Below are 22,967 nucleotides of genomic sequence, written 5' to 3'. Positions count from 1 at the left end.
GACGACGGCGGCCACCGCTTCCTGTGCCGGAGCGGCACCGAGGAGGGAGCCGCGGTCCTCGCGCAGCTCCCCCACCGCATCGCCGACGACGCCACCAGATGATCGGCCAGCTCTACCACTGCCTGAAGCGGCGTGAACTCTTCGACGAGGAAACAGCCTTCCCCGGCTCCGTTGTTCGCGCTGGGACCGCTGCGTGAGCGAAGTCTCTCGGTTCAGTTCACCGCTGAGCTGCGGCGTTCGACGAGGACGACGTCGCGCCACCGGCCGTGGTGGCGGCCGATGCGCTCGCGGGTACCGATGGCCCGGAACCCGGCCCGCTGGTGCAGAGCGAGGCTGGCGGTGTTCTCGGGGAAGATGCCGGACTGCACGGTCCAGATGCCGGCAGAGTCGGTGGGAGCGAGCAAGGCGGTCAGCAGGGCCATCCCGACGCCCTGGCCGCGGGCGTCGGGGTGAACGTAGACGGAGTGCTCGACGACTCCGGCGTACGCGCACCGGTCGGAGACCGCCACCACGGCGGCCCAGCCCAGCGCCCGGCTGTCCTCGTCCAGGGCGGCCAGGCGGTGGCCGGGCAGCTTGGCGTTGTCGAACGCCTCCCAGGTCGGGGCGGTGGTCTCGAAGGTGGCGTTGCCCTCGTCGATGCCCAGCTGGTAGATCGCCAGGACCTGCTCGGCGTGCCCGGGCCGCAGGGGCGCGATGCGCACGCCTGCCTCGGCGGCCTTCACGCCGCGGGCTCGATGTCGAGCTCAGTGAGCAGGCCGCGGATGCGCCGTTCGATCTCGTCGCGGATCGGGCGGACCGCGGCGACGCCCTGACCGGCCGGGTCCTCCAGTTGCCAGTCGAGGTACTGCTTGCCGAGGAAGTAGGGGCAGGCGTCGCCGCAGCCCATGGTGACAACGACGTCGGAGGACTGCACCGCCTCGGTGGTGAGGACCTTGAGGGTCTCGGCGGAGAGGTCGATACCGGCCTCCGCCATGGCCTCGACCACGGCCGGGTTCACGGCGCTGGCGGGGGCGGATCCGGCGGAGCGGACCTGGACGCGGCCTTGGCCCAGGTGAGTGAGGAAGGCTGCGGCCATCTGGGAACGGCCGGCGTTGTGGACGCAGACGAACAGAACGGAGGAGACAGCGGAGGTGTTCATCAGGCCAGGGCGCCTTCTTCGGTGGAACGGGCGGGTGCGGCGGGCTGCTGCCCGCCGTGGGGGACGGTGACCTCGTCTTCGCTTGCGCCGGCCGGGCGGCCGAAGCAGAGAACGACCAGGCCGAGGCCGGCGGCGGCGCCGGTCAGCTGGGCGGCAAGGAAGGGCAGCACGGAGGTGGGGGCGATCCCGGCGAAGGTGTCGGTGAAGGCCCGGCCGATGGTGACGGCCGGGTTGGCGAAGGAGGTGGAGGAGGTGAACCAGTACGCCGCGCCGATGTAGGAGGCGACCAGCAGCGGCGCGAGGTGCGCGCGGCCAGCGCGGGCCAGGCCGAAGATGAGCCAGATCAGTCCGGCGGTGGCCACGACCTCGCCCAGCCACAGGTGACCTGCGGACCGGTCGTGGGTGGAGAAGTGCACCAGCGGCTTGCCGAACATGGCGTCGGCGAGGACCGCGCCGACGATCGCCCCGGCGAGCTGGGCGGGTACGTAGGCCGCGACGGCGCGCAGTACGGGAGCGTCGTCTGCGCGGGTTCGGCGGCCGGTGAACCAGGCGGCGAGGGTGACCGCCGGGTTGAAGTGCGCCCCCGACACCGGGCCAAGCAGGGCGATGAGCACGCCGAGGCCGAAGACGGTGGCGAGGGAGTCGGCCAGCAGCTGCGTGCCGGCGTCCCGGGTCAGTTCGGTGGCCTGTATACCGGAGCCGACCACCACCGCGACCAGCGCCGCCGTCCCCAGCCCCTCGACCACTGCCCGCCGCAGCAGCGGCGCCGGCTCACACCAGGGCCTTCGCGGACACGGCGGGGATCTCGAGCAGGGCCGACAGCTTTGCCAGGGCCTCGGGGAGCACCCAGTAGTACACCCAGGTCCCGCGCCGCTCGGAGCCGACCAGCCCGGCCTCGCGCAGCACCTTCAGGTGGTGGGAGATCGTGGGCTGGGAGACGTCGAAGGGGCCGATGAGGTCGCAGACGCACGCCTCGCCGCCCTCGTGGGAGGCGATCAGGGACAGCAGCCGCAGCCGGATCGGGTCCGAGAGCGCCTTGAACATCCTCGACAGCTCTGCCGCGGCTTCCTCGCCGAGCGGCTCGCGGACCAACGGCGCACAGCACGCCGTCGTGTCGTCCTGCCCGAGCAACGGCAGACCAGCTTGTTTCGACACGCCTCAATATTGACAGCCATCGATCCTGGCGGCAAGGTCGGTTGTGTCGACAGACGTCGAAACAACGTGTTTTCGGATGGGAGAACCGTCATGTCCCGTGTCCAGCTCGCCCTGCGCGTCGCCGACCTCGAAGCCTCGATCGCCTTCTACTCCAAGCTCTTCGGCGCCGAGCCCGCCAAGCGCCGCGAGGGTTACGCCAACTTCGCCATCACCGAGCCCCCGCTCAAGCTCGTCCTCATCGAGGGCGAGGCTGGCGAGGACACCCGCCTGGACCACCTCGGCGTCGAAGTCGCCTCCACCAAGGACGTCACCGCCACCACCCGCCTGAAGGACGCGGGCCTGGCGACCTTCGAGGAGAACGACACCTCCTGCTGCTACGCCCTCCAGGACAAGGTTTGGGTCACAGGCCCCGGCAAGGAACCGTGGGAGGTCTACGTCGTGAAGGCCGACGCCGACACCCTCGGCAAGAGCGGCGACAGCGCGCCGCAGGCGTGCTGCGGCACCACCGACGAGCAGGCCATCGATCCCGCGCAGACACCGGCCGAGGCCGCCGCAGGGTGCGCCTGCGGCGGCTGAGCGGACCGTCCCGGTCGGCGGGCACACGCGCTCCGGCGCCCGAGGCGTCCGTCCGTCAGCCCGCGCCTCGCAAGGCGAGGGGCGAATGGCGGGCTACGTGATCACCGCAGAGTCGGGCGCGCGGCGGAGTCGCCGTGCATGCCCAGCACATCCACGGCTCGGTCGGTTCCACGGTGTGTTCACGTCGATGCCTTATCGTGCGCGCGGACCGCAGACCACACGTCGCGGCCGGGACCGTCAAGGAGTGACGAAGTTGAGCAGCATGCCCTCGACCGCCCCCGGGGTGCCGGACGAACTCCAGCGGCGCCTTGGGGTGCCGGACGCGGTGATGATCGGTCTGGGGTCGATGATCGGCGCCGGGATCTTCGCCTCACTGGCCCCGGCCGCCCGCGCGGCGGGCTCCGGCCTGCTGATCGGGCTCGCCTGCGCCGCCGTAGTCGCCTACTGCAACGCCACCTCCTCCGCACGGCTCGCCGCTCTCTATCCGGCCTCCGGCGGCACCTACGTCTACGGTCGCGAGCGGCTGGGAGAGTTCTGGGGGTACCTGGCCGGGTGGGCGTTCGTGGTGGGCAAGACCGCCTCCTGCGCGGCGATGGCCCTGACCGTCGGCTCCTACCTCTGGCCCGGCCAGGCCCACACTGTCGCCGTGGCCGCCGTGGTGGCGCTGACCGCGGTGAACTACGCGGGCGTGCAGAAGTCCGCCCTGCTGACGCGCGTCATCGTCGCCGTCGTCCTGGCGGTGCTCGCCGCCGTCGTGGTCGCCTCCCTTACCTCCGGCGCTGTGGACACCGACCGCCTGGGCGTCGGCGCGGACGCCTCCTTCGGTGGCGTGCTCCAGGCGGCGGGTCTGCTGTTCTTCGCGTTCGCCGGCTATGCCCGCATCGCCACCCTCGGCGAGGAAGTCCGTGACCCGGCCCGCACCATCCCCCGGGCCATCCCGATCGCGCTCGGCATCACCCTCGTCGTCTACACCGCCGTCGCCGTTGGCGTCCTGCTGGTCCTCGGCCCCGACGGCCTGGCCGCAGCCGGGGCACCGCTGACGGACGCTGCCCGGGCCGCCGGCACGGACTGGCTCGTCCCGGTCGTACGCGTCGGCGCGGCGGTCGCAGCCCTCGGCTCACTGCTCGCGCTGATCCTCGGCGTCTCCCGCACGACCCTGGCCATGGCCCGCGACCACCACCTCCCACACGCTCTCGCCGCCGTGCACCCGCGCTTCAAGGTCCCCCACCGGGCCGAACTCCTCGTCGGCGCCGTCGTCGCCACCCTGGCGGCGGCTGCGGACGTGCGCACGGCGATCGGCTTCTCCTCCTTCGGCGTCCTCGCCTATTACGCGGTCGCCAACGCCTCCGCCTGGACCCTGACCCCTGCCGAGGGGCGCCCGGCTCGGATCATCCCCGCGACCGGCCTGACCGGCTGTCTCGTCCTCGCCTTCGCGCTCCCGGTGTCCTCGGTCATCACCGGAGCAGCCGTACTCGCTGTCGGAGCCGCCGCCTACGGACTGCGGCGCGCACTCGTCCGCCACGGGTAGGCACCCTCTCAGGCCGCCCACCGGCTGCGCGTCGCAGGGCGCGGCACTTCGCGGCGGAACGGACCCCGCCCGGACCTACCCTCTCCAGCACGCACCGCCGGAAGAACGCGCACCGCACCAGCAGGGCAGGCCTCACAGTCCCAGATGCAGCCTTCGCGTGCCGCTGATCGAAGAGCACTGTCTCAGCGCCCTCGTGAAAGGCTGACGCTAGATCAGCAGCCGCAGGCGGAACTCGGCACCGCCCAGCCCGATCACCCCGCCCAGAACGCCGATGGCCGCTCCCGCCCCGAACACCACGGGTGCTGAGTGAGTCGGCCGGAGGGGATGGAGGGTCTGGTCCGTGCTCATGAGGGGCATCCTCGCCGGAGGTCCGTCTCTGCTGCTGCGTCGCGAGCCCGCCTTCGGTGCAAGGCACCGAGCGTCGGCTCCTGATTCGTCCGGAACTCCCAAGAAGCCCAGCTCAGTGGTCGTCCAACTTCACTGGCGACCAGTCCAGATTCAGTGGCAGAGGACATCAGGGGGCGACAGCAGCCCACCGCCTGGATAGGGTGTAAGGAACGCGTCAAGAAACGGGCGCGCGGTGTGCCGGGAAGTCTGGTCGGCGATTCAGGGGCGAGCGTGCCCTTCCGCTGACGAATTTCGGAGGTCCACACCGTGGCTGGCACCCGCGCGCGTTCCCCGTTCCTCGGTCTGCTGCCGCTGCCCGAGCGGCAGGCGGTCACCCGTGCTCTGCGCACCGAGACCGTCGGCGGTCTGGTCCTCCTCGCTGCCGCCGTTGTCGCGCTGGTCTGGGCGAACAGCCCCTGGAGCGCCGCCTACACCTCGGTGAGGGACTTCCACTTCGGCATACCGGCCCTGGGCCTGGACCTGTCGGTCGGACACTGGACCGCGGACGGGCTGCTCGCGGCGTTCTTCCTCGTCGCCGGGATCGAGCTCAAACGCGAACTGGTCGTCGGTGAGCTGCGCACCCCGGCCACCGCCGCGCTGCCGGTCATCGCCGCGCTCTGCGGGATGGCCGTCCCCGCCGCCCTCTACCTGGCCACCGTCTCCGCCTCGGACGGCAGCCGGGCCGGGTGGGCCGTCCCGATGGCCACCGACGTCGCCTTCGCCCTCGCGGTCCTCGCGGTCCTTTCCACGCACCTGCCGGCTGCGCTGCGCGCATTCCTGCTGACCCTGGCGGTCGTCGACGACCTCGGCGCCATCCTGATCATCGCTGTGTTCTTCACCTCCGGCCTCAACCTGTGGGCGCTGGCCGGGGCCTTCGCCGGCCTGGCCCTGTTCTACGCACTCCAGCGGGCCCGGGTACGCGGCTGGTGGTGGTACGTCCCGCTCGGCGTGACGATCTGGGCGCTGATGTACAACGGCGGCGTCCACGCTACCGTCGCCGGCGTCTCCATGGGCCTGATCCTGCGCACCACCCGCGACCAAGGGGAGACCGCCTCACCTGCCGCACGGGTGGCGCATCTGGTGCACCCGCTGTCCGCGGGCATCGCGGTGCCGATGTTCGCGCTGTTCGCCGCCGGGGTCAGCGTCTCCGGCCCTACGCTGGCCGCGGTGTTCACCAGCCCCGAACCCCTCGGCGTAGTGATCGGCCTGGTCGTCGGCAAGACGCTGGGGATATTCGCGGGAACCTACCTCGCGGCCCGGTTCACCCGTGCCCGCCTCAACCCCGACCTGGCCTGGGCCGACGTGCTGGGCCTGTCTGTGCTGGCCGGGATCGGATTCACCGTCGCCCTGCTGATCGGCGAGCTGGCCTTCCCCGCCAGCGAGACCGGCGAGCACGTCAAAGCCGCCGTGCTGATCGCCTCCGTGATCGCCGCCGTCCTCGCGGCCCTGCTGCTGCGCCGCCGCAACACGGTCTACCGACGCCTGTGGGAAGCGGAAAGCCTCGACGCCGACGCCGACGGGATCCCCGACGTCTATCAGCGCGCCGCCGCCAGCAGCCCTGACCATCACACAGAGGAACGGTCCCATGATGCCCGATGACGAGGGCTCGCTCCTGGCACCGGTGATCATCATCGTCGCGCTGGTCATCCGTTCCGCCTTGGTCGAGCTGCGGCACCCGGGCAGTGCCCGCCGCCAGTGGGCCTTCACCACCAGCCCCCGCGCCATGGCCGCAGGCGCGACCGTTGCCGCGGCTGTCATCCTGACCGGCTTCAGCCGCATCGGCTGGGCAGCGGCGGCCTGGGCCCTGCTCGCCGGCGCCCTCACCGCACACCTCACCAGCCACAACCCCACAGCCACCGGCGAGAAGACGACCACGAGCAAGGGCCCGGCCGTGACGGAACGACGGATCGGAGCGGTACTCGTTGCCGTTGGTGCACCGCTCACCGTCGCCGGGGGCGCGATGTATTTCCTGCCCGGGCCGGGATTCCCGGTCCTCGTCATCGGCCTGGCCCTGCTGGTCACCGGCCTGGCCATGGCCGTGGCCGGCCGCCGCTGAAGTCCCGCTCACGTCCCTCACGAACAGGAACGGCAAGAACATGATCTGGCAGTGGCTCGGCCTGATGGTCTTCTCCCTGACCCTGCTGCCCGCCGGACTCGCCATGGCCTCCGGGCGGGCCCCGGGCCGCCTGCGCCACCGGCTCGAACCCGTACGCCCGCGCGGCTGGGCCATCCTCGGCATCTACGCCGTCGCTCCCCTCAACGCCATACCCCGCCTGGCAGACGCCTCGCCGCAGGTCACCCTAGCCCTGACCGCGGCGGCAGGACTTCTGACCGTGGCCGGATGCCTGGTGGCCGCATGGGCCTCTCTTGCCACGAGCGAGAACATCGCCAAGTGACACCCTCACGGTTCTCCACTCGCGCCATGTGCACGCTCATCGTCTGGTGGGCCCTCGTCACCGCTGCCCTGTGGCTGAGCGGCAAGGCCACTGACCAACCCCCCTCGATCACGGGATGCGCCACGTCCGCCGCCTTCCTCATCGCAATCGGAGAAGCCGGCGACTGGGCACGTCGGAAGCGCCGCCCCAGACCCAGCTAACTGGCACACCCAGAACCCGAAGCCAGTAGCAACAAAGACACAGGCTCACCAACTTGACGGCCTATCGCCCTGAGATTTCTCCACGGTGAAAACCACCTCCGCCAGATCACCCAGACATACGACGAAGCAGCACAGGGCATCGGCGAGTTCCACAAGCTGTACACAGTCGCCGTCCGCCCAGGCCCGGCCCCACTCACCCGACGCGAACAGTCCGCCCGCCAAGCTCTCGGCACCACCCCCGGGCGGAGAAAGCTCCCCAGGGCGGCAGCGACCAGACCGCCTCGCCCTCCAAGGTGAAACCGGCGGAGCCTCCGACCGTCGGCCCCGGCGAGCACGAGGCGTTCCTGGCCTCCTTCCTGGAGACCAGCCCTGAGTGGGAGAAGTACCGCACCGGTGATGGCGACACGACGATCGCCAGCCACGAATCCCTGACCGTCCGGGCAGAGTTTGACCACGAGGCCCGGCACCGCACCGATGCCGCCTGAACCATCGCCGCCTACAACAGACCGGTCGGTGAACGCATCTGTTCAAGGCCTGCGGGGCGAGATCCCTCACCCGGGCGGCAGGACCGGGCCCATCAACCGTGGCGGCACCGTGATGGGCCACTTCAGCGGGCGGTCCGGCCGTGCCGCTCTGCCCGGCTCCGTCGGGGAAGACTCCCGCGCTCGCCTCGCAGACCCTCACCAGCGTAGGCACCGGACGTTCCCGTCAAAGGGGCCGAGCGGGTCCCCTCCTTGCCCCCATCGGCCCCGAGCATCAACCACGTCGGCATCAACTCGGAACGATCCGCACGGATGACGGGGTCTTCCGGGTGCAGACCGTACTCCCCGGCACGACGCTGGAATCAGGAGGGGTTCTGCGTGCTTGCCCTGCATCCGTTGGCAGAGCCACCCCGGGCTCCTCGCTCGTCCGCAGCAGCACGGCGACCCGCCGACAGGGCAATGCCTGCGGGCAGGTCCTGGCCACGACAGGAGGCCACGCATGTTGTTCTCGGATCGAACCGCCGCCGGCAGGCTGCTGGCCGATGACGTCGCCCGGCTCGCCCTGGCGCAGCCAGTGGTACTCGGGCTGCCCCGCGGCGGGGTACCCGTGGCCGCGGAGGTGGCGCGCGCCCTGGGGGCGCCGCTGGACGTGATCGTGGTCCGCAAGCTCGGTGTGCCCTTCCAGCCCGAGGTGGCCTTCGGCGCCATCGGGGAGGGCGGCGTACGGCTGATCAGCCAGGCGACGGTGCGGGCAGCCCACCTCGGGGAGCGGGACTGCGCGCGGGTCGAGGAGGTGGAGCGGGCGGAACTGCAGCGGCGGCTGGCACGCTACCGCCGGGGGCGGGAACGGACCCCGCTCACCGGACGCACCGTGGTGATCGTGGACGACGGGATCGCCACCGGATCGACTGCGTCCGTGGCCTGCGAGGTGGCACGCCGGCAGGGGGCCGCGCGGGTGGTCCTGGCCGTTCCCGTCGCGGCGCCGCAGGCACTGGAGCGACTTCGCCACGAGGCCGACACCGTGGTGTGCCTGTCGGCTCCGCCGCACTTTTCCGCCGTGGGCCAGTGGTACGAGGACTTCACACAGGTCGGCGACGAGGAGGTCTCGGCGCTGCTGGCCGCTGCGGCGCGGACCGGCACACAGCCGGCGGAACCGGCACGGGCCCCGCGGCACAGCCCGGCGCAGACGGGCGACGTGGTGGTGGACGCCGGTGGCACGGACCTGCCCGGGTTGTTGACCGTGCCCGGGGATCCGGCGGGCATCGTCGTCTTCGCGCACGGCAGCGGCAGCAGCCGCCTGAGCCCCCGCAACCGCCGGGTGGCCGAGGTACTCAACGACGCGGGACTCGCAACGCTGCTCTTCGACCTCCTCACTCCGGCCGAGGCGCAAAACCGGACGAAGGTCTTCGACGTTCCCCTCCTCGCCCTCCGCCTGACGCAGGCCACGCGCTGGCTCCGGCCGAGGCTTCCCCTGCACGTGTGCTACTTCGGTGCGAGCACGGGCGCCGCGGCCGCGCTGGTGGCCGCAGCCGAACCGCGGTCGGACATCGCGGCGATCGTCTCCCGGGGCGGCCGCCCGGACCTGGCACTGACCCGGCTCGCGGCAGTGCGCGCTCCGACCCTGCTGATCGTCGGCGGAGCGGACCCCCAGGTCTTGGACCTGAACCGCCGGGCCGCCGCACGCCTTCGCTGCGAGCACCAGGTCGCCGTGGTCGCCGGCGCCACACACCTCTTCGAGGAACCCGGAGCGCTCGACGCCGTGGCCGACGTGGCGTTGAGCTGGTTCACCCGTCACCTTGCGCCCTTGGGCGCTACGACACGAGGGTAGGCCGCCGACCGGCGCAGAGCGTGACGGCCACCCGAGGTGGAACTCTCGCCCTGGCTCCCATGGGCCAATCGGACCTCCCCCATGGCGCCACAGGTCCTGGGACGGCGCGAGCGGGAGTGCTCGAATGGAAGGGTTCGACCGGACCGCAAGGTCAGGCAGCGGTAGTGACGCTGCCCGGACAACGGCGAAGGAGTCGGCCATGCCCGCATCGCGCTACACCGTCAGTGACGTCATGACGCACACGGCCATCGCCATAGGCCGTGAGGCTTCATACAAGGAGATCGTCGAACTGATGCACGAATGGAAGGTGAGCGCAGTCCCCGTCCTGGAAGGCGAGGGCCGCGTCGTGGGAGTCGTCTCCGAGGCCGACCTCCTGCCGAAGGAGCAGTTCCGCCGCGAGCAGCCCCTCCTGCCGGACCAGCTGGAGGAAGCCTCCAAGGCCGGAGGTGTGCTCGCCGAGGAGCTGATGACGAGCCCGGCAATCACGGTCCACCCGGATGCCGGCATCGCCGAAGCGGCCCGCATCATGGCCCGGAAGCACCTCAAGCGCCTGCCGGTGGTCAACGGGGTCGGCATGCTGGACGGCGTCGTGAGCCGCAGCGACCTGCTGAAGGTCTTCCTGCGCCCCGACGAGGAACTGGAGGAGGAGATCCGCCAGGCCGTACTGGCCGAGCTCGCACCGAGCGTTCCCCTGGACTTCTCGGTGGAAGACGGGGTCGTCACCCTTCGAGGACAGCTTCGTGACCGGGCCCTGGTACCGCTGCTCGCGCGCGCCATCAGCGCTGTCGAGGGGGTCGTGGACGTTCGGATGGAACTCGACGGCGCGGTCTCGGCCACCGCGCAGGCGGCCGCGGCGCTTCCGTCGTGACAGCTGCGACCCCGGGGGGTGTCTCGCAGGTGCGTACCGACCCCGTGCTGAGACAATTCGGGTGGAAGCATGCGTAGCGCGGTCCGGATCAGGCGGCGAACATGTCCGACGTACCAGGTGGCCCCTCCGAGGTGCCGATCAAGGTGTTCCTGCTCGACGACCACGAGGTGGTCCGGAGGGGGCTGCGGGACCTCCTCGAAGCGGAGGCGGACATCACCGTCGTCGGCGAGGCGGGCACCGCGGAGCAGGCACTGGCACGCGGGCCCGCGCTGCGCCCGGACATCGCGGTCCTCGACGTGCGTCTGCCCGACAGCGACGGCATCACCGTGTGCCGGGAGCTGCGCTCCCGAATGCCGGACCTGGCGTGTCTGATGTTGACGTCGTTCGACGATGAGGACGCCCTGCTGGACGCGATCATGGCAGGGGCGGCCGGGTACGTGCTCAAACAGATCAAGGGCTCCGACCTGGTGTCCGCGGTTCGTACCGTCGCCACCGGCCAGTCCATGCTCGATCCTGCGACCACTGCCCGTCTGATGCACTCGTTGCGCGACCCGGAGTCGGCGCAGGTGCCCGAGGACACCCGGCTGGCCACGCTCTCCGAACGGGAACGGGCAGTCCTGGAACTGATCGGAGACGGCCTCACCAACCGCCAGATCGCCAAACAGCTCTATCTGTCCGAGAAGACTGTCAAGAACCACATCTCCCGGCTTCTGGGCAAGCTGGGAGTCGAACGCCGGGTCCAGGCGGCGGTGATCGCCACACAGGTCCACGAGCACGGGCACGAGGGCAACACCTCACCGTCCAGGCGCTGACCGGTCAAGCCGGGTGACGCTCGGCGCCGGCACGAGCCGGCACGCACCGGGACCGAGCGGCCCCCGCCCGGGCCCGTTCGGCCCTCCCCCGGCGCGCCGCATCCGACGGATGGTGGTTTCGCACCACCATCAGGCCTCGTGGTGGACGAGGAGCCGTCATGACCTACCCGATCATCACCAAAGAGCGCCACCCGCACGACGCCTGGCGGCTTTCGGACTACGAACAGACGCGCGCGACGTTCACCTGGGGCGGGGCCCGGTCGTGGCTGAGCGGCCTGCCAAACGGCGGCGGCCTGAACATGGGATTCGAGGCGGTCGACCGGCACGTCGAGGCCGGTCACGGCGAGTGGGAGGCGTTGCGGTGCGTCGCCGCCGACGATTCCGTCACCCGCGTGAGCTACGCGGACCTTGCCGCCGGCACGTCCCGTTTCGCCAACCTCCTCGCCGGCTTGGGGGTGGCCCCGCAGGAGCGGGTCTTCACTCTGCTGGGCCGGCGCCGGGAGCTGTACACCGCCGTTCTGGGCACGCTCCGTGCCAGACGTGTGCTGTGCCCGCTGTTCTCGGCCTTCGGCCCGGAGCCGGTGCGGCAGCGGCTCGCGCTCGGCGACGCCCGGGTCCTGGTGACCACAGAGGCGCTGTACCGGCGCAAGGTCGAGGCGATCCGACCGCTTCTGCCCAGCCTGACTCACGTACTGCTGGTCGGTGCCGTCACCGACCCTCCGGCGGGCACCCACGTACTCGAACACTTCATGGCGCAGGCCTCGCCGGTGTTCACAGTGCCGCCGACCGACCCCGAGGACACGGCCCTGCTCCACTTCACCAGTGGAACGACCGGCACGCCCAAGGGGGCGGTGCACGTCCACGACGCGGTCGTGGCCCACCATGCCACGGCGTCCTTCGCCCTGGATCTCGGCCCGCAGGACGTGTACTGGTGCACGGCCGACCCCGGCTGGGTGACTGGCACCTCGTACGGGATCATCGCCCCTCTCACGCACGGTGCCACCCTGGTGGTGGACGAGGGTGAGTTCGATGTGCACCGCTGGTACCGGATCCTCGACACGCAGAACGTCGCGGTCTGGTACACGGCTCCCACGGCGATCCGGATGCTGATGCGAGCCACGCCGCGGGGCAGCGGCAGTGGCCTTCCCGGCCCGTACGACCTCTCCGCCCTCCGCTTCATCGCCAGCGTCGGGGAGCCGCTCAACCCCGAAGCCGTGGTGTGGGGGCAAGAAGTCCTGGGCCTCCCCGTGCACGACAACTGGTGGCAGACGGAAACCGGCGCCATCATGATCGCCAACTACGCCTCCAGCGACATCCGCCCCGGCTCCATGGGGCGTCCCCTGCCGGGCGTGCACGCGGTGATCCTGGAGCGCGGGCAGGACGGACGTGCGGCGGTCACCGACGGCCACGTACGGCCGGTGAGCCGACCAGGCGTGGAAGGTGAACTGGCACTCCGGCCGGGCTGGCCCTCGATGTTCCGCGGCTACCTGGACGACCGCGCTCGGTACGAGGCCTGCTTCGCGGACGGCTGGTACCTCACCGGCGATCTGGCGAAGCGGGACGAGGACGGTTGGTTCTGGTTCATCGGGCGCGCCGACGACGTGATCAAATCCGCCGGTCACCTCATCGGGCCGTTCGAGGTCGAAAGCGCCCTGATGGAGCATCCGGCCGTGGCGGAGGCGGGGGTGATCGGCCGCCCGGACCCGGTCGTGGGGGCCGTGGTCAAGGCTTTCGTCTCCCTGCAGCCCGGCTATGAGGCGGCGGACGCGCTGAAGCGCGAACTGCTCGCGTTCACCCGGCAACGGCTTGGGGCCGCAGTGGCCCCGCGTGAGATCGATTTCGATCAGAACCTCCCGAAGACCCGCAGCGGCAAGGTGATGCGCCGCCTGCTGCGGGCCCGTGAACTCGGCCTGCCCGAGGGCGATCTGTCGACCTTGGAAAGTCCTGCCTGAGCAACGTGAGGAAAGGCCCGGCCATGAACGCCACCACGAGGAGAGCCCCCGGCCCGAAGCGTCCCGGCAGTCGTCGTCAGCCGCATGCGGCCCAGGACGGCGAACCCCACCCCGGCCACGACCATCAGCTGGTGCTGCTGCGGCAGATGCTGCTGATCCGCCGGTTCGAGGAACGTTGCGTCGAGCTCTACAGCGCGGCGAAGATCCGCGGGTTCGTCCACCTGTACATCGGTGAAGAGGCGGTCGCCGTCGGTGTCGGCCAGTCCCTCCGCGAGGAGGACGCCGTCGTGTCCACCTACCGCGAGCACGGTCACGCGCTCGCACGCGGCGTGCCGACCGAGGCCGTGATGGCGGAGATGTTCGGCAAGGCCACGGGGTGCAGCCGCGGCCGCGGCGGGTCCATGCACTTGTTCGACGCCGGACGGCGGTTCTACGGCGGCAACGCCATCGTCGCCGGCGGGCTGCCGCTGGCCGCCGGCCTGGCGCTCGCGGACCGGATGCGCGGCACCGACCGGGTGACCTGCTGCTTCTTCGGCGACGGGGCCTACGCGGAGGGCGAGTTCCACGAGACGGCCAACCTTGCCGCCCTGTGGCAGCTGCCCCTCTTGCTGGTCTGCGAGAACAACCTGTACGCCATGGGGACCAGTCTGGCGCGGGAACACGCGCAAACGAACCTCGCGATGCGCGCCGCGTCGTACGGTATGCCAGCCTGGACCGTCGACGGCATGGACGTGCTGGCCGTCGAGGCCGCCGCGCGGCGGGCGGCGGAGTCCGTCCGGGCGGGCGGCGGCCCGCACTTCCTGGAGGCACGGACGTACCGCTTCCGCGCCCATTCCATGTACGACCCGGACCGGTACCGGAACAAGGACGAGATAGCGCGGTGGAAGACGCGTGACCCGCTGGACGGCCTGGAGGGGACGATGCGTACCGCCGGAACGCTGGACGACGGGGTGATGAAGCAGCTGGAGGAGGACGTGAGCACCGAGATCGATGCATCCGTACGCGCCGCGGAGGCCGCCCCCTACGAACCTGTCACCGACCTGCTGCGGTTCGTGACGAGCACTCCCGGGAGGGCGACGTGAGCGCGCGCCGGTCCGCCGAGGGTGCCGGAACCGCACGCACGACGTACCGGGAAGCCCTGCGGGAAGGGCTGCGTGAGGCACTGCGCGGCGACGACCGGGTCTTCCTCATGGGAGAGGACGTCGGCCGGTACGGCGGTTGCTTCGGGGTGAGCCTGGGGTTGCTGGAGGAGTTCGGGCCCGACCGGATCCGCGATACCCCGCTGTCGGAATCCGCTTTCGTGGGGGCCGGCATCGGTGCCGCCCTGGGCGGGCTGCGTCCTGTCGTCGAGATCATGACCGTGAATTTCAGCCTGCTCGCCCTCGACCAGATCATGAACAACGCGGCCACCTTGCTGCACATGTCCGGCGGACAGCTGAACGTTCCGATCGTGATCCGGATGACGACGGGGGCGGGCCGGCAGCTCGCCGCCCAGCATTCCCACAGCCTGGAGAGCTGGTACGCCCACATCCCGGGCATCCGAGTGCTCACCCCCGCCACCGTGGACGACGCCCGTCACATGCTGGCCGCGGCCCTCGACGACCCCGACCCCGTCGTGCTCTTCGAGCACGGGAGCCTCTACAACGAGGAGGGCGTGCTGGACGGCACGATCGACTCCGTCGGTCTCGACTCTGCAGCGATCCGCCGGCCCGGCACGGACGTCTCCGTGATCACGTACGGTGGCTCGCTGCCCAAGGCCCTGGCCGCGGCGGAGGAGCTCGCCGGGGAAGGCATCGGCGCGGAAGTGGTCGACCTGCGGTCCCTGCGGCCCCTGGACGACGCCACGGTGCTGGAGTCCGTCGCGCGCACCCACCGGGCCGTCATCGTCGACGAGGGCTGGCGCAGCGGCAGCATCTCCGGGGAGATCTCGGCCCGCATCACGGAGCAGTCCTTCTACGACCTCGACGCGCCCGTCCAGCGGGTGTGCAGCCAGGAGGTGCCGATGCCCTACGCGCGGCAGCTGGAGGAGGCCGCCCTGCCCCAGCCCGCTTCCATCGTGGCGGCGGTCCGCCAAGTGGTGGCCTGACATGGGCGAGTTCACCATGCCGTCCCTCGGAGCCGACATGGACGAGGGCACCCTCGTCGAGTGGCTGGTCGCCGCAGGGGCCGAGGTCGCGCGGGGTGACGTCGTCGCCGTCGTGGAGACGGCCAAGTCGACGATCGAGGTGGAGTGCTTCGAGTCCGGGACGGTCACGGAGCTGTTGGTCGAGCCGGGCACGACCGTTCCCGTGGGAACTCCCCTGGCCGTCATCGCCTCCACCACGGCAGGCACCCCTCCGGTACCGCCTCGAGCTGCGCCCGCCGGAGCCGCCCTGGCCTCGCCCCTCGTACGCCACCAGGCGTACGAGGAAGGAGTGACCCTCCAGGCCGTACACGGCACCGGCAGGGGCGGCCGGATCACCAGGGCGGACGTGTCCCATGCGGCACACCCCGCGGCGAAGCGCATCGCGGCGTCACCGCTCGCCAGACGCCTCGCCGAGACATTGGGTGTCGACCTCTCCACCGTGAAGGGGACCGGCAGCCGGGGCGCCGTCAGGGCCGACGACGTCCGCGCCGCCGCCGGCGCCGTGGGCGGCGAGCCCGCTCCCGAAGCCGTCACCGAACCCCCCGCGCCGACCGGGCCGCCGCCCGTACCCTCCGGGCCCCCCGCAGCGCCCTCCCCCGATGACCGCCTCGCCATCGCCCGGCTGATGACCCGCGCCAAACGGGAGATCCCCCACTACTACCTTTCGACGGTCATCGACCTCGCCGCGGCTGTGGACTGGATGCGCCACGAGAACGACGCCCGGCCGGTCCCGGACCGTCTCGTACCGGCCGCATTGCTGCTCAAGGCCGTCGCGCTGGCCGCTCGGGAAGTACCCGAACTCAACGGCCACTGGCTCGACGACCGCTTCGTGCCCGCCACGGGTGTCCGTCTCGGCACGGCCGTGTCGCTGCGCGGAGGGGGCCTCGTGGCCCCCACCCTCGCCGACGCCGACCGCATGCCCCTGACCGACCTCATGGCCGGCCTGAAGGACCTCGTCGCCCGGGCGCGGCACGGCAGGCTCCGTGCCTCCGAGACGGCGGACCCGACGCTCACGGTGACGAATCTGGGGGACCAGGGTGTCGAGGCGGTCTTCGGCGTGATCTACCCGCCCCAGGTCGCGATGGTCGGCCTTGGGCGCGTGAGCGACCGCCCGGTCGCGGTCGACGGGATGCTCGCCGTCCACCCGACCGTCACCGCCACCCTTTCGGCCGATCACCGGGCCAGCGACGGCGCGACCGGCTCCCGCTTCCTCACCGCGCTCGACCGCCTGCTCCAGCACCCGGAGGACCTGTGACCCGCGACGAAGCCCTCGAAATGATCAAAGCCGTGATCGAGGAGGTCGTCCCCGGCGCCGACCTCTCCGCCGTGCCCCCCGACGAGAACTTCCGGGAGCACCTGGAAATGGACTCGTTGGACTTCCTCAATTTCGTCGAGGTGCTCAGTGGACGGACGGGACTCACCCTGCCGGAACGGGACTACCCCTCGCTCACCACCCTGGAGGGGTGCGCCCGCTACGTCGCCACGCACACCGCAGGCCCGCAGGCGGGCCCGTCGTAACCGCTTTGGAAGCCGGACCGCTCAGCCCCTGCCCGGGGCCCGGTCGGCCCTGCTCCCGGCGGCCGGGGACGGCCAGTCTGAGAGGGCAGGTATCCAGCGGCTGGAGGAATCACGCAGCACCTTCGCACCGTCAACGACGTCATGACGCATGCCGTCGTCTCAGTCGACCGCACGGCACCGGTCCACGACATCGTCGGGACCATGCGGCGCTGGGGATACGGCTCCCTGCCCGTCCTCTCGGCCGAGGGCAGGGTCGTCGGCGTGGTTTCCGAGGCCGGCATCGTCACCCGCGGCGACCTGAACACCACTGAGCCGCCCCGATACTCCCGACCGGTCGGCTCACGGCGTACGCTCATCCGGCGGCCCGCGCCGGATGAACGTCCGTCCTCCGGGGCAACGCGGGGGCGATCGGCCAAGGGGCGAACGGGACCGCACCGCCGGCGCGCACCGCGTCCACCGCGCTCTGATGGACTGAGCGGCCCGCTTCCGCAGACGCGCAGGGCACGGGGCTGCCGGCCAGGGTGTGCCACTCGGCCGCGCCCACGTACTGGACGGCGACGTGTGCCCGCTCCGGCTCCCACGTGGTGCGCACCGTCAGTTCCCCGGTGAGGATTCCGGCTGCATCGGTGAGCACGCCTCCGGGTCCCGTGAAGACCCCCGTGGTGGTCCAAGTCGTGGTTGTCATCTCGGATCACCTCGGCGACAGGAGTGGTAGTCGGTATCCACTCGTCATCGTGCCCGGGCGGGGGCGGTGCCGCCCAGGGCCATGCGGTCCCGCCTTGCGGGTCCGCATGGCCCTCCCCCGGTCCGCTGCCCAGGCCTACGCTGAACAGCACGAATCCGGCTGGGAAGGAGCTGGACGATGAACGTGTCCGCATCCATGTCGGCGCCCGCAGTGTCCGTCAGCACCACGACGACCATCGGCGAAGCGGCCCGGCAGATGGACGCCCACGGCGTCGGCTGCCTGGTCGTGACGGAGGGCGGAGCCCTGCGCGGCATCGTCACCGACCGTGACATCGTGGTACGTGCGGTGGCGTCGGGACTCGACCGCGACGATCTGGTGCGGGAGGTCATGACCGCCCCCGCCGTCACCGTCAGCGTCGGCGACGACATCCACGCCGCGTACCGGACGTTCCGCAACAGCGGCGTCCGCCGCCTGCCCGTCCTCGACGAACGGCGTGTCGTGGGCATGCTGACGGTGGATGACCTGCTGATGGACGTCTTCCGCAGGGTGGCGGACCTGCTGGGCCCGGTCGCTTGGAGCGTCCTGGAGGACCCGCCCGGCCCGCAGGACGAGATCGGCCACCGCACACAAGCAGGCGGAAAGAGTCCGCCCGCTTCTCGCGGATCCTGATTGTGCGGTGCACGGCCGCCGGCCGCTTCTCCGCATCCTCACGGGACTCTTTCCGTCACCTTCATCACAGCACGGGCCACAGAGGTCCGCCAGGGCCGAATGGTCCCCTGTCGATCCCGGTCAGCCCTGGCACTCCGCGAAACCGTGCGTCAGGGTGGTAGAAACCAGGCTCTTTCTTCTCGTGCGGAGGAGGCATGAGCGACCGGCAGACCGCTGACGGCGGTCGCTTCGACGCCTTCCGGGCACTCGCGTCACGGCGGGAACGACCCGGGGACAGGCTGCTCGGGCAACTGGCGAGTGCCCGGGAGGAAAACGGATCGGCCGACATGAGCTGGGCCCCGGCCGTCGCCTCCCGCCTGGGCCTGCCCGCCGCCTCGGCCCTCGGCCCCGCCACCTTCTACGCCGATCTCGCGGCCCCCCACGGAAGGCGTCATGTCCGCGTGTGCACCGGGGCGGCGTGCTTCGCCGCGACGGACGGCCGCCCTCTCGACGCCGTGGAGGAGGCACTGGGCCTCCGCTCAGGAGGGATTGCCCCTGACCGGGCCGTCTCCCTCCAGGCCGTGCGCTGCCTCGGCCACTGCTATGCGGCCCCGGCTGCCCTGGCTGACGGCCGGGCCTGCACCGGCTCGGGCCTGGCCGAGCAGATCGCAGGACGTGCCCGGTGTGCGGCACCCCCGATTCCCGGCGCCGACACCACCGGTGACCCGGTACTCCTGGGCGCCGGCCCGCCGACCGTGGACCCGTTGGAAGTCTGGCATCGGACCGTCACCGCATCAGAGCCCGGGAAGGTCCATGAACAGGTGGCGGCGTCCGGCCTGCGGGGACGCGGCGGGGCCGGGTACGGCGTCGCCGCGAAATGGAAGGCGGTCCGCGGCTCGGACAACCCGGTGGTGGTCGCCAACGGCGACGAGGGAGACCCGGGCTCCTACGCCGACCGGCTCCTGATGGAGATCCACCCCCGGCGCGTCCTTGCCGGCCTGGCGCTGGCCTGCTTCGCCTGTGGAGCGGAGGAGGGGAGGGTGCTGGTCCGCTCCGAGTACCCGGCGGCGCTCGCCTCCCTACGCTCGGCGTGCGAACAGGCTTATGCAGAGGGACACTTCGGCAAGAACGTGCACGGCACGGGCCGCACGCTCGAAGTCGAGGTGACTGCCGGGCACGGATCGTACGTGGCCGGTGAGGAGACTGCGCTGATCGCGAGCCTCGAGGGCGGGCGCGGCTGCGCCCGTGCACGGCCGCCCTACCCCACCGAACAGGGCCTGTGGGACGCGCCGACAGTGGTCGGCAACGTGGAGACGCTGTCCGCCTTGCCGTGGATCGTGAGCCGGGGCGGTGCCGCCTACGCCCGGCGCGGCACTCCCTCCGAACCCGGCACGAAGCTCGTGAGCCTCTCGGAACGGTTCGTACGACCGGGCGTCTACGAGGTCGAGGTGGGCACCTCGGTGGAGCACATCGTGTCCCAGCTCGGCGGCGGGCTGAAGGGCGGGGCGCGTCTGGCCGTCCTCCAGATCGGCGGCCCGCTCGGTGGTTTCCTGCCGGCCGACGGCCTCGACGTGGCACTGGCCGACGCGGAGCTGACGGCCCGGGGGGCCGCCCTCGGCCACGGGGGCCTCGTCGCCTTCGACGACTCCCTCGACCCGGCCGACGTCCTGCGGCACACCTGGCAGTTCGCGTCCGCCGAAAGCTGCGGGGCCTGCTCGCCCTGCCGCGTCGGTACCCGTCAGGGGCTGGCGCTGGCGACCGCCAGGGGCAGCCCCGGCGAGGACTGGGCCCGGCTCGCCCGCCTGCTGGAGGAGGCGAGCCTGTGCGCGTTCGGGAGGCGTCTCCCCGCGGCCGTGCGCAGCCTCGCCAGGGCATACGGGCAACGCTTCCCCGAGGGGTGGGCGTTGTGACCGGGGCGCCGGGGCGGGTCACGCTCAAGGTCGACGGCCGGAGTGTGGAGGCGCCCGAGGGCGCTTCACTGCTCGATGCCGCCACGGCCGCGGGAGTGGAACTGCCCGCGCTCTGCTCCGATTCCCGGCTGAGCCCGGTGGGCTCGTGCCGTACCTGCCTGGTGCGGGCCGACGGGCGGCTCGTCGCCGCATGCGTCACGCCGGCCACTGCGGGAACGAGCGTGTCGACCGACGCCGACGCACTCGTGGACCTGCGGCGGGACGCCGTACGGACGATCGTCTCGGCCCTTCCGCCGTACGCCCTCGAGCTGCAGGCGCCGTCCGAACTCGCCCGGGTCTGCCGAAGCCTGGGGATCGGTCCCGGGGAGGCGCGGGGAGCCGGCGGCCGCGGCCGGGACGAGTCCCACCCGTACGTCCATCTCGACCGAGACCTGTGCATCGCCTGCGGACGGTGTGTCCGGATGTGCGCCGAGGTCCAGGGGACCTTCGCGCTCACCCTTGCCGGACGCGGGGCGGACACGGTCGTCGCGCCGGGTACGGGTGGCCCGTGGGCGGATTCGGACTGCGTGTCGTGCGGGGGATGCGTCGACTCCTGCCCGACCGGGGCGATCACCCATCCGGGCACCGGCAGCGGCCTCACGTCGGCCGAACTGGTCAAGGTCGCCCCCGACGACACCGCTGCACCGACGGTGGTGCGGACGACCTGCGGATTCTGCGGGGTCGGGTGTGCTCTCGACGTGGTCGTCCGGAACGGGGCGGTCGCGGCCGTGCTCCCGGCCCGGGACGGACCCGTCAACCAGGGGCACGCCTGCGTGAAGGGCCGGTTCGCGCACGGGTTCGCCGTCTCGGACGAGCGCCTGACCACTCCCCTGCTGCGCGATGGCGACGGCCGGCTGGTGCCCGTCACCTGGGACACGGCCGTTGCGCGGGTCGCACAGAGGCTGACAGCCGCGATCACCGAGCACGGGCCCGACTCCGTGGCCGCCATCTCCTCTGCCCGGGCCACCAATGAGGAGAACTACCTGTTCCAGAAGTTCATGCGCACCGTGATCGGCACCAACAACATCGACAACTGCTCCCGCCTGTGCCACGCGCCCTCGGCCGCCGGGCTGGTCGCCTCCTTCGGCCTGGCCGGCGGAACCGGCTCGTTCGACGACCTGATCAGGGCCGACTGCCTGCTCGTCGTCGGCGCGAACCCGGTGGAGGCCCACCCCGTCGTCGGCGCCCGGCTCCTGCAGCACGCTCTGCGCGGGGCGCGGCTCGTGGTGGCCGACCCCCGGGAAGTCGGCCTGGCGCGGTACGCCGACGTGCACCTGCGGCCGCGGCCCGGGACGAACGTCGCCCTCTTCCACGGGCTGGCGCACGTCCTGCTCGCCGAAGACCTGGTCGACCACGAATTCCTGCGGGAACGTGCGAGCGGCGTGACCGAACTCGCCGAGCTGGTCGCCTCGTACACCCCCGACCACGTGGCCGACGTCACCGGTGTACCCGCGGCCGACGTCGTCGCGGCCGCCCGGCTGTACGGGCGGGCAGAACGCCCCGCCATCGTCTACGGTCTCGGGGTCACCGAACACCTCCACGGCACCGACGGGGTCCGGACCCTGGCCAACCTCGCCGTCCTGCGCGGCGCGGTGGGCACCGACGGCGGCTACGGCGTGAACCCGCTGCGCGGCCAGAACAACGTCCAAGGCGCCTCCGACATGGGCGCCCTCCCCGACCTCCTGCCCGGCTACGGCAAGGTGACCGACCCGACCGCCCGCAGGCGGGCCGAAGCCGTCTGGGGCGGGACCGTCCAGGCCCGCCCCGGTCTGCGGATCCCGGACATGTTCGCCGCGGCGCGCGCAGGAGGGTTGCAGGCCCTCTGGGTCATGGGAGAGGACGTCTGCGCCACCGACCCTGACACCGCGAACGTGGAAAGAGCCCTGGACGCCTGCCCGTTCGTCGTGTGCAGCGAGCTGTTCCTCTCCCGGACAGCCCGGCATGCCGACGTCGTCCTGCCTGCGGCGTCCTGGCTGGAGAAGGACGGGACCTTCGTGAACTTCGACCGCCGCTTCCAACGGGTGCGGCCCGCGATCGGCCCGCCGGGGCAGGCCCGCTCCGACTTCACCGCCCTCCAGGCGGTCGCGAAGGTCATGGGGCACGACCTGGGCTGCCCGACACCGGCGGCGGCGCTCGCCGAGTGCGCCCTTACCGCACCGCTCTTCGGAGGTCTGTCGCACGAGCGCCTCGATCGCGAGGGGGCGGTGGCCTGGCCCTGCCCAGACCCCGCGAAACCCGGTACGCCGAAGTTGTACGAGGAGCGCTTCGCCACCCCGGACGGTCTCGCCCACCTGGCCGCCGTGCCGTACCTGCCGCCCGGAGAAGCACCCGACGACGCCTACCCGCTCGTCCTTGTCACCGGCCGGCGCTGGGCCCATTACAACTCCGGGAGCATGACCCGCCGCAGCGGGAACCTCGACCTGGCCCCGGTCGACCACCTGGACGTCCATCCCCTTGACGCGGCCCGCCACGGCATCCGGCACGGCGCGGCCGTCACGGTCGAGAGCCGCCACGGCCGGGCCCGCCTCACGGCCCGTATCACCTCGGAGACGGCACCGGGCCAGGTGTTCTGCGCCTTCCACTTCCCGACGAGCGGGGTGAACCGGCTGACCTCCGGCCACGCCGACCCCACCACATCCTGCCCGGAGTACAAGGTCACCGCCGTGCGCGTGATGGCCCGTGAGCAGGAGCCCCGCCAGAATGACGGAAGGTGACCACCG

Annotated in this window: 23 protein-coding genes and 1 pseudogene; 18 read left to right on the top strand and 6 right to left on the bottom strand. The window is 71.6% G+C overall.

The window, feature by feature from the left end; all coding sequences use genetic code 11:
- Window positions 1-212: 212 nt before the first annotated feature.
- The 4 genes from ABTY04_RS31330 to ABTY04_RS31315 are packed head-to-tail and all read right to left on the bottom strand — an operon-like array spanning window position 213 to window position 2,293.
- On the bottom strand, window positions 213-722 hold the full coding sequence (locus ABTY04_RS31330; RefSeq protein ID WP_352216802.1) for a GNAT family N-acetyltransferase: 510 nt from the start codon (window positions 720-722) through the stop codon (window positions 213-215).
- Window positions 719-1,138, bottom strand: a complete 420-nt coding sequence (locus tag ABTY04_RS31325; protein WP_352216801.1) for an arsenate reductase ArsC — start codon at window positions 1,136-1,138, stop codon at window positions 719-721. Before ABTY04_RS31325 ends, ABTY04_RS31330 begins: the two co-directional genes overlap by 4 nt.
- Complete coding sequence (locus ABTY04_RS31320; protein ID WP_502996751.1) at window positions 1,138-1,884, bottom strand: aquaporin; 747 nt, start codon at window positions 1,882-1,884, stop codon at window positions 1,138-1,140. Before ABTY04_RS31320 ends, ABTY04_RS31325 begins: the two co-directional genes overlap by 1 nt.
- A 25-nt stretch (window positions 1,885-1,909) precedes the next feature.
- Window positions 1,910-2,293, bottom strand: coding sequence for an ArsR/SmtB family transcription factor (locus ABTY04_RS31315; protein ID WP_352216800.1), 384 nt, complete (start codon window positions 2,291-2,293; stop codon window positions 1,910-1,912).
- A 90-nt stretch (window positions 2,294-2,383) separates the two neighbouring features.
- Here ABTY04_RS31315 and ABTY04_RS31310 point away from each other — a divergent pair, with 90 nt between their 5' ends.
- Together ABTY04_RS31310 and ABTY04_RS31305 are read left to right on the top strand one after the other, a co-directional pair.
- A complete protein-coding gene (locus ABTY04_RS31310) occupies window positions 2,384-2,869 on the top strand; it encodes an ArsI/CadI family heavy metal resistance metalloenzyme (RefSeq protein ID WP_352216799.1) in 486 nt (161 codons plus the stop codon).
- Window positions 2,870-3,131: 262 nt separating this feature from the next.
- A complete protein-coding gene (locus ABTY04_RS31305; protein WP_352216806.1) occupies window positions 3,132-4,397 on the top strand; it encodes an APC family permease in 1,266 nt (421 codons plus the stop codon).
- A 207-nt stretch (window positions 4,398-4,604) separates the two neighbouring features.
- Here the strand turns inward: ABTY04_RS31305 and ABTY04_RS31300 are convergent, their stop codons facing one another.
- Window positions 4,605-4,745 (bottom strand): hypothetical protein, encoded by a 141-nt coding sequence (locus ABTY04_RS31300; protein WP_352216798.1) that lies wholly within the window; start codon window positions 4,743-4,745, stop codon window positions 4,605-4,607.
- Window positions 4,746-5,051: 306 nt separating this feature from the next.
- Here ABTY04_RS31300 and nhaA point away from each other — a divergent pair, with 306 nt between their 5' ends.
- From nhaA to ABTY04_RS31235, 13 genes and pseudogenes are all read left to right on the top strand, one after another.
- The gene (gene nhaA, locus ABTY04_RS31295; protein WP_352216797.1) at window positions 5,052-6,383 is read left to right on the top strand and encodes a Na+/H+ antiporter NhaA; all 1,332 of its coding nucleotides are present in this window, start codon (window positions 5,052-5,054) and stop codon (window positions 6,381-6,383) included.
- The gene (locus ABTY04_RS31290) at window positions 6,370-6,840 is read left to right on the top strand and encodes a hypothetical protein (RefSeq protein ID WP_352216796.1); all 471 of its coding nucleotides are present in this window, start codon (window positions 6,370-6,372) and stop codon (window positions 6,838-6,840) included. The genes nhaA and ABTY04_RS31290 overlap by 14 nt, the downstream gene beginning before the upstream one ends.
- Before the next feature lie 40 nt (window positions 6,841-6,880).
- A complete protein-coding gene (locus ABTY04_RS31285) occupies window positions 6,881-7,180 on the top strand; it encodes a hypothetical protein (RefSeq protein ID WP_352216795.1) in 300 nt (99 codons plus the stop codon).
- Between the two features lie 493 nt (window positions 7,181-7,673).
- Window positions 7,674-7,865, top strand: a complete 192-nt coding sequence (locus tag ABTY04_RS31280; protein WP_352216794.1) for a hypothetical protein — start codon at window positions 7,674-7,676, stop codon at window positions 7,863-7,865.
- A gap of 496 nt (window positions 7,866-8,361) precedes the next feature.
- Window positions 8,362-9,690: a phosphoribosyltransferase family protein gene (locus tag ABTY04_RS31275; RefSeq protein ID WP_352216793.1), complete on the top strand. Its 1,329-nt coding sequence runs from the start codon at window positions 8,362-8,364 to the stop codon at window positions 9,688-9,690.
- 199 nt (window positions 9,691-9,889) lie between these two features.
- Window positions 9,890-10,558, top strand: a complete 669-nt coding sequence (locus ABTY04_RS31270; protein WP_352216792.1) for a CBS domain-containing protein — start codon at window positions 9,890-9,892, stop codon at window positions 10,556-10,558.
- Between the two features lie 101 nt (window positions 10,559-10,659).
- Entirely contained in the window at window positions 10,660-11,370 is a 711-nt protein-coding gene (locus ABTY04_RS31265) for a response regulator (RefSeq protein WP_352216791.1), read from the top strand.
- Between the two features lie 158 nt (window positions 11,371-11,528).
- Window positions 11,529-13,322, top strand: coding sequence for an acetate--CoA ligase (gene acsA / locus ABTY04_RS31260; protein WP_352216790.1), 1,794 nt, complete (start codon window positions 11,529-11,531; stop codon window positions 13,320-13,322).
- Between the two features lie 23 nt (window positions 13,323-13,345).
- Window positions 13,346-14,404: a pyruvate dehydrogenase (acetyl-transferring) E1 component subunit alpha gene (gene pdhA, locus ABTY04_RS31255; RefSeq protein WP_352216789.1), complete on the top strand. Its 1,059-nt coding sequence runs from the start codon at window positions 13,346-13,348 to the stop codon at window positions 14,402-14,404.
- Complete coding sequence (locus tag ABTY04_RS31250) at window positions 14,401-15,408, top strand: alpha-ketoacid dehydrogenase subunit beta (RefSeq protein WP_352216788.1); 1,008 nt, start codon at window positions 14,401-14,403, stop codon at window positions 15,406-15,408. The genes pdhA and ABTY04_RS31250 overlap by 4 nt, the downstream gene beginning before the upstream one ends.
- Window position 15,409: 1 nt before the next feature.
- Window positions 15,410-16,702 carry a dihydrolipoamide acetyltransferase family protein gene (locus ABTY04_RS31245; RefSeq protein ID WP_352216787.1) on the top strand — a complete coding sequence of 431 codons (1,293 nt, stop codon included), beginning with the start codon at window positions 15,410-15,412 and terminating at the stop codon, window positions 16,700-16,702.
- On the top strand, window positions 16,699-16,965 hold the full coding sequence (locus ABTY04_RS31240; RefSeq protein WP_352216786.1) for an acyl carrier protein: 267 nt from the start codon (window positions 16,699-16,701) through the stop codon (window positions 16,963-16,965). Before ABTY04_RS31245 ends, ABTY04_RS31240 begins: the two co-directional genes overlap by 4 nt.
- Window positions 16,966-17,106: 141 nt before the next feature.
- Window positions 17,107-17,238, top strand: a pseudogene (locus tag ABTY04_RS31235) (CBS domain-containing protein); the annotation flags it as partial.
- Window positions 17,239-17,317: 79 nt separating this feature from the next.
- On the opposite strand, the gene ABTY04_RS31230 reads toward ABTY04_RS31235, so the two are convergent.
- The gene (locus tag ABTY04_RS31230) at window positions 17,318-17,650 is read right to left on the bottom strand and encodes a hypothetical protein (protein WP_352216785.1); all 333 of its coding nucleotides are present in this window, start codon (window positions 17,648-17,650) and stop codon (window positions 17,318-17,320) included.
- Between the two features lie 177 nt (window positions 17,651-17,827).
- Between ABTY04_RS31230 and ABTY04_RS31225 the strand changes: the two genes are divergently transcribed.
- From ABTY04_RS31225 to fdhF, 3 genes are all read left to right on the top strand, one after another.
- Complete coding sequence (locus ABTY04_RS31225; RefSeq protein ID WP_352216784.1) at window positions 17,828-18,319, top strand: CBS domain-containing protein; 492 nt, start codon at window positions 17,828-17,830, stop codon at window positions 18,317-18,319.
- A 194-nt stretch (window positions 18,320-18,513) separates the two neighbouring features.
- The gene (locus ABTY04_RS31220; RefSeq protein ID WP_352216783.1) at window positions 18,514-20,208 is read left to right on the top strand and encodes an NAD(P)H-dependent oxidoreductase subunit E; all 1,695 of its coding nucleotides are present in this window, start codon (window positions 18,514-18,516) and stop codon (window positions 20,206-20,208) included.
- A complete protein-coding gene (gene fdhF / locus ABTY04_RS31215; protein ID WP_352216782.1) occupies window positions 20,205-22,961 on the top strand; it encodes a formate dehydrogenase subunit alpha in 2,757 nt (918 codons plus the stop codon). The genes ABTY04_RS31220 and fdhF overlap by 4 nt, the downstream gene beginning before the upstream one ends.
- The last annotated feature ends 6 nt before the right edge of the window (window positions 22,962-22,967 follow it).

It is taken from the genome of Streptomyces sp. NPDC097981 (assembly GCF_040302565.1).
GTDB lineage: Bacteria > Actinomycetota > Actinomycetes > Streptomycetales > Streptomycetaceae > Streptomyces.
The sequence above is the reverse complement of the archived record's forward strand: the minus strand, read 5'-3'. Positions and strand labels throughout refer to the sequence as shown.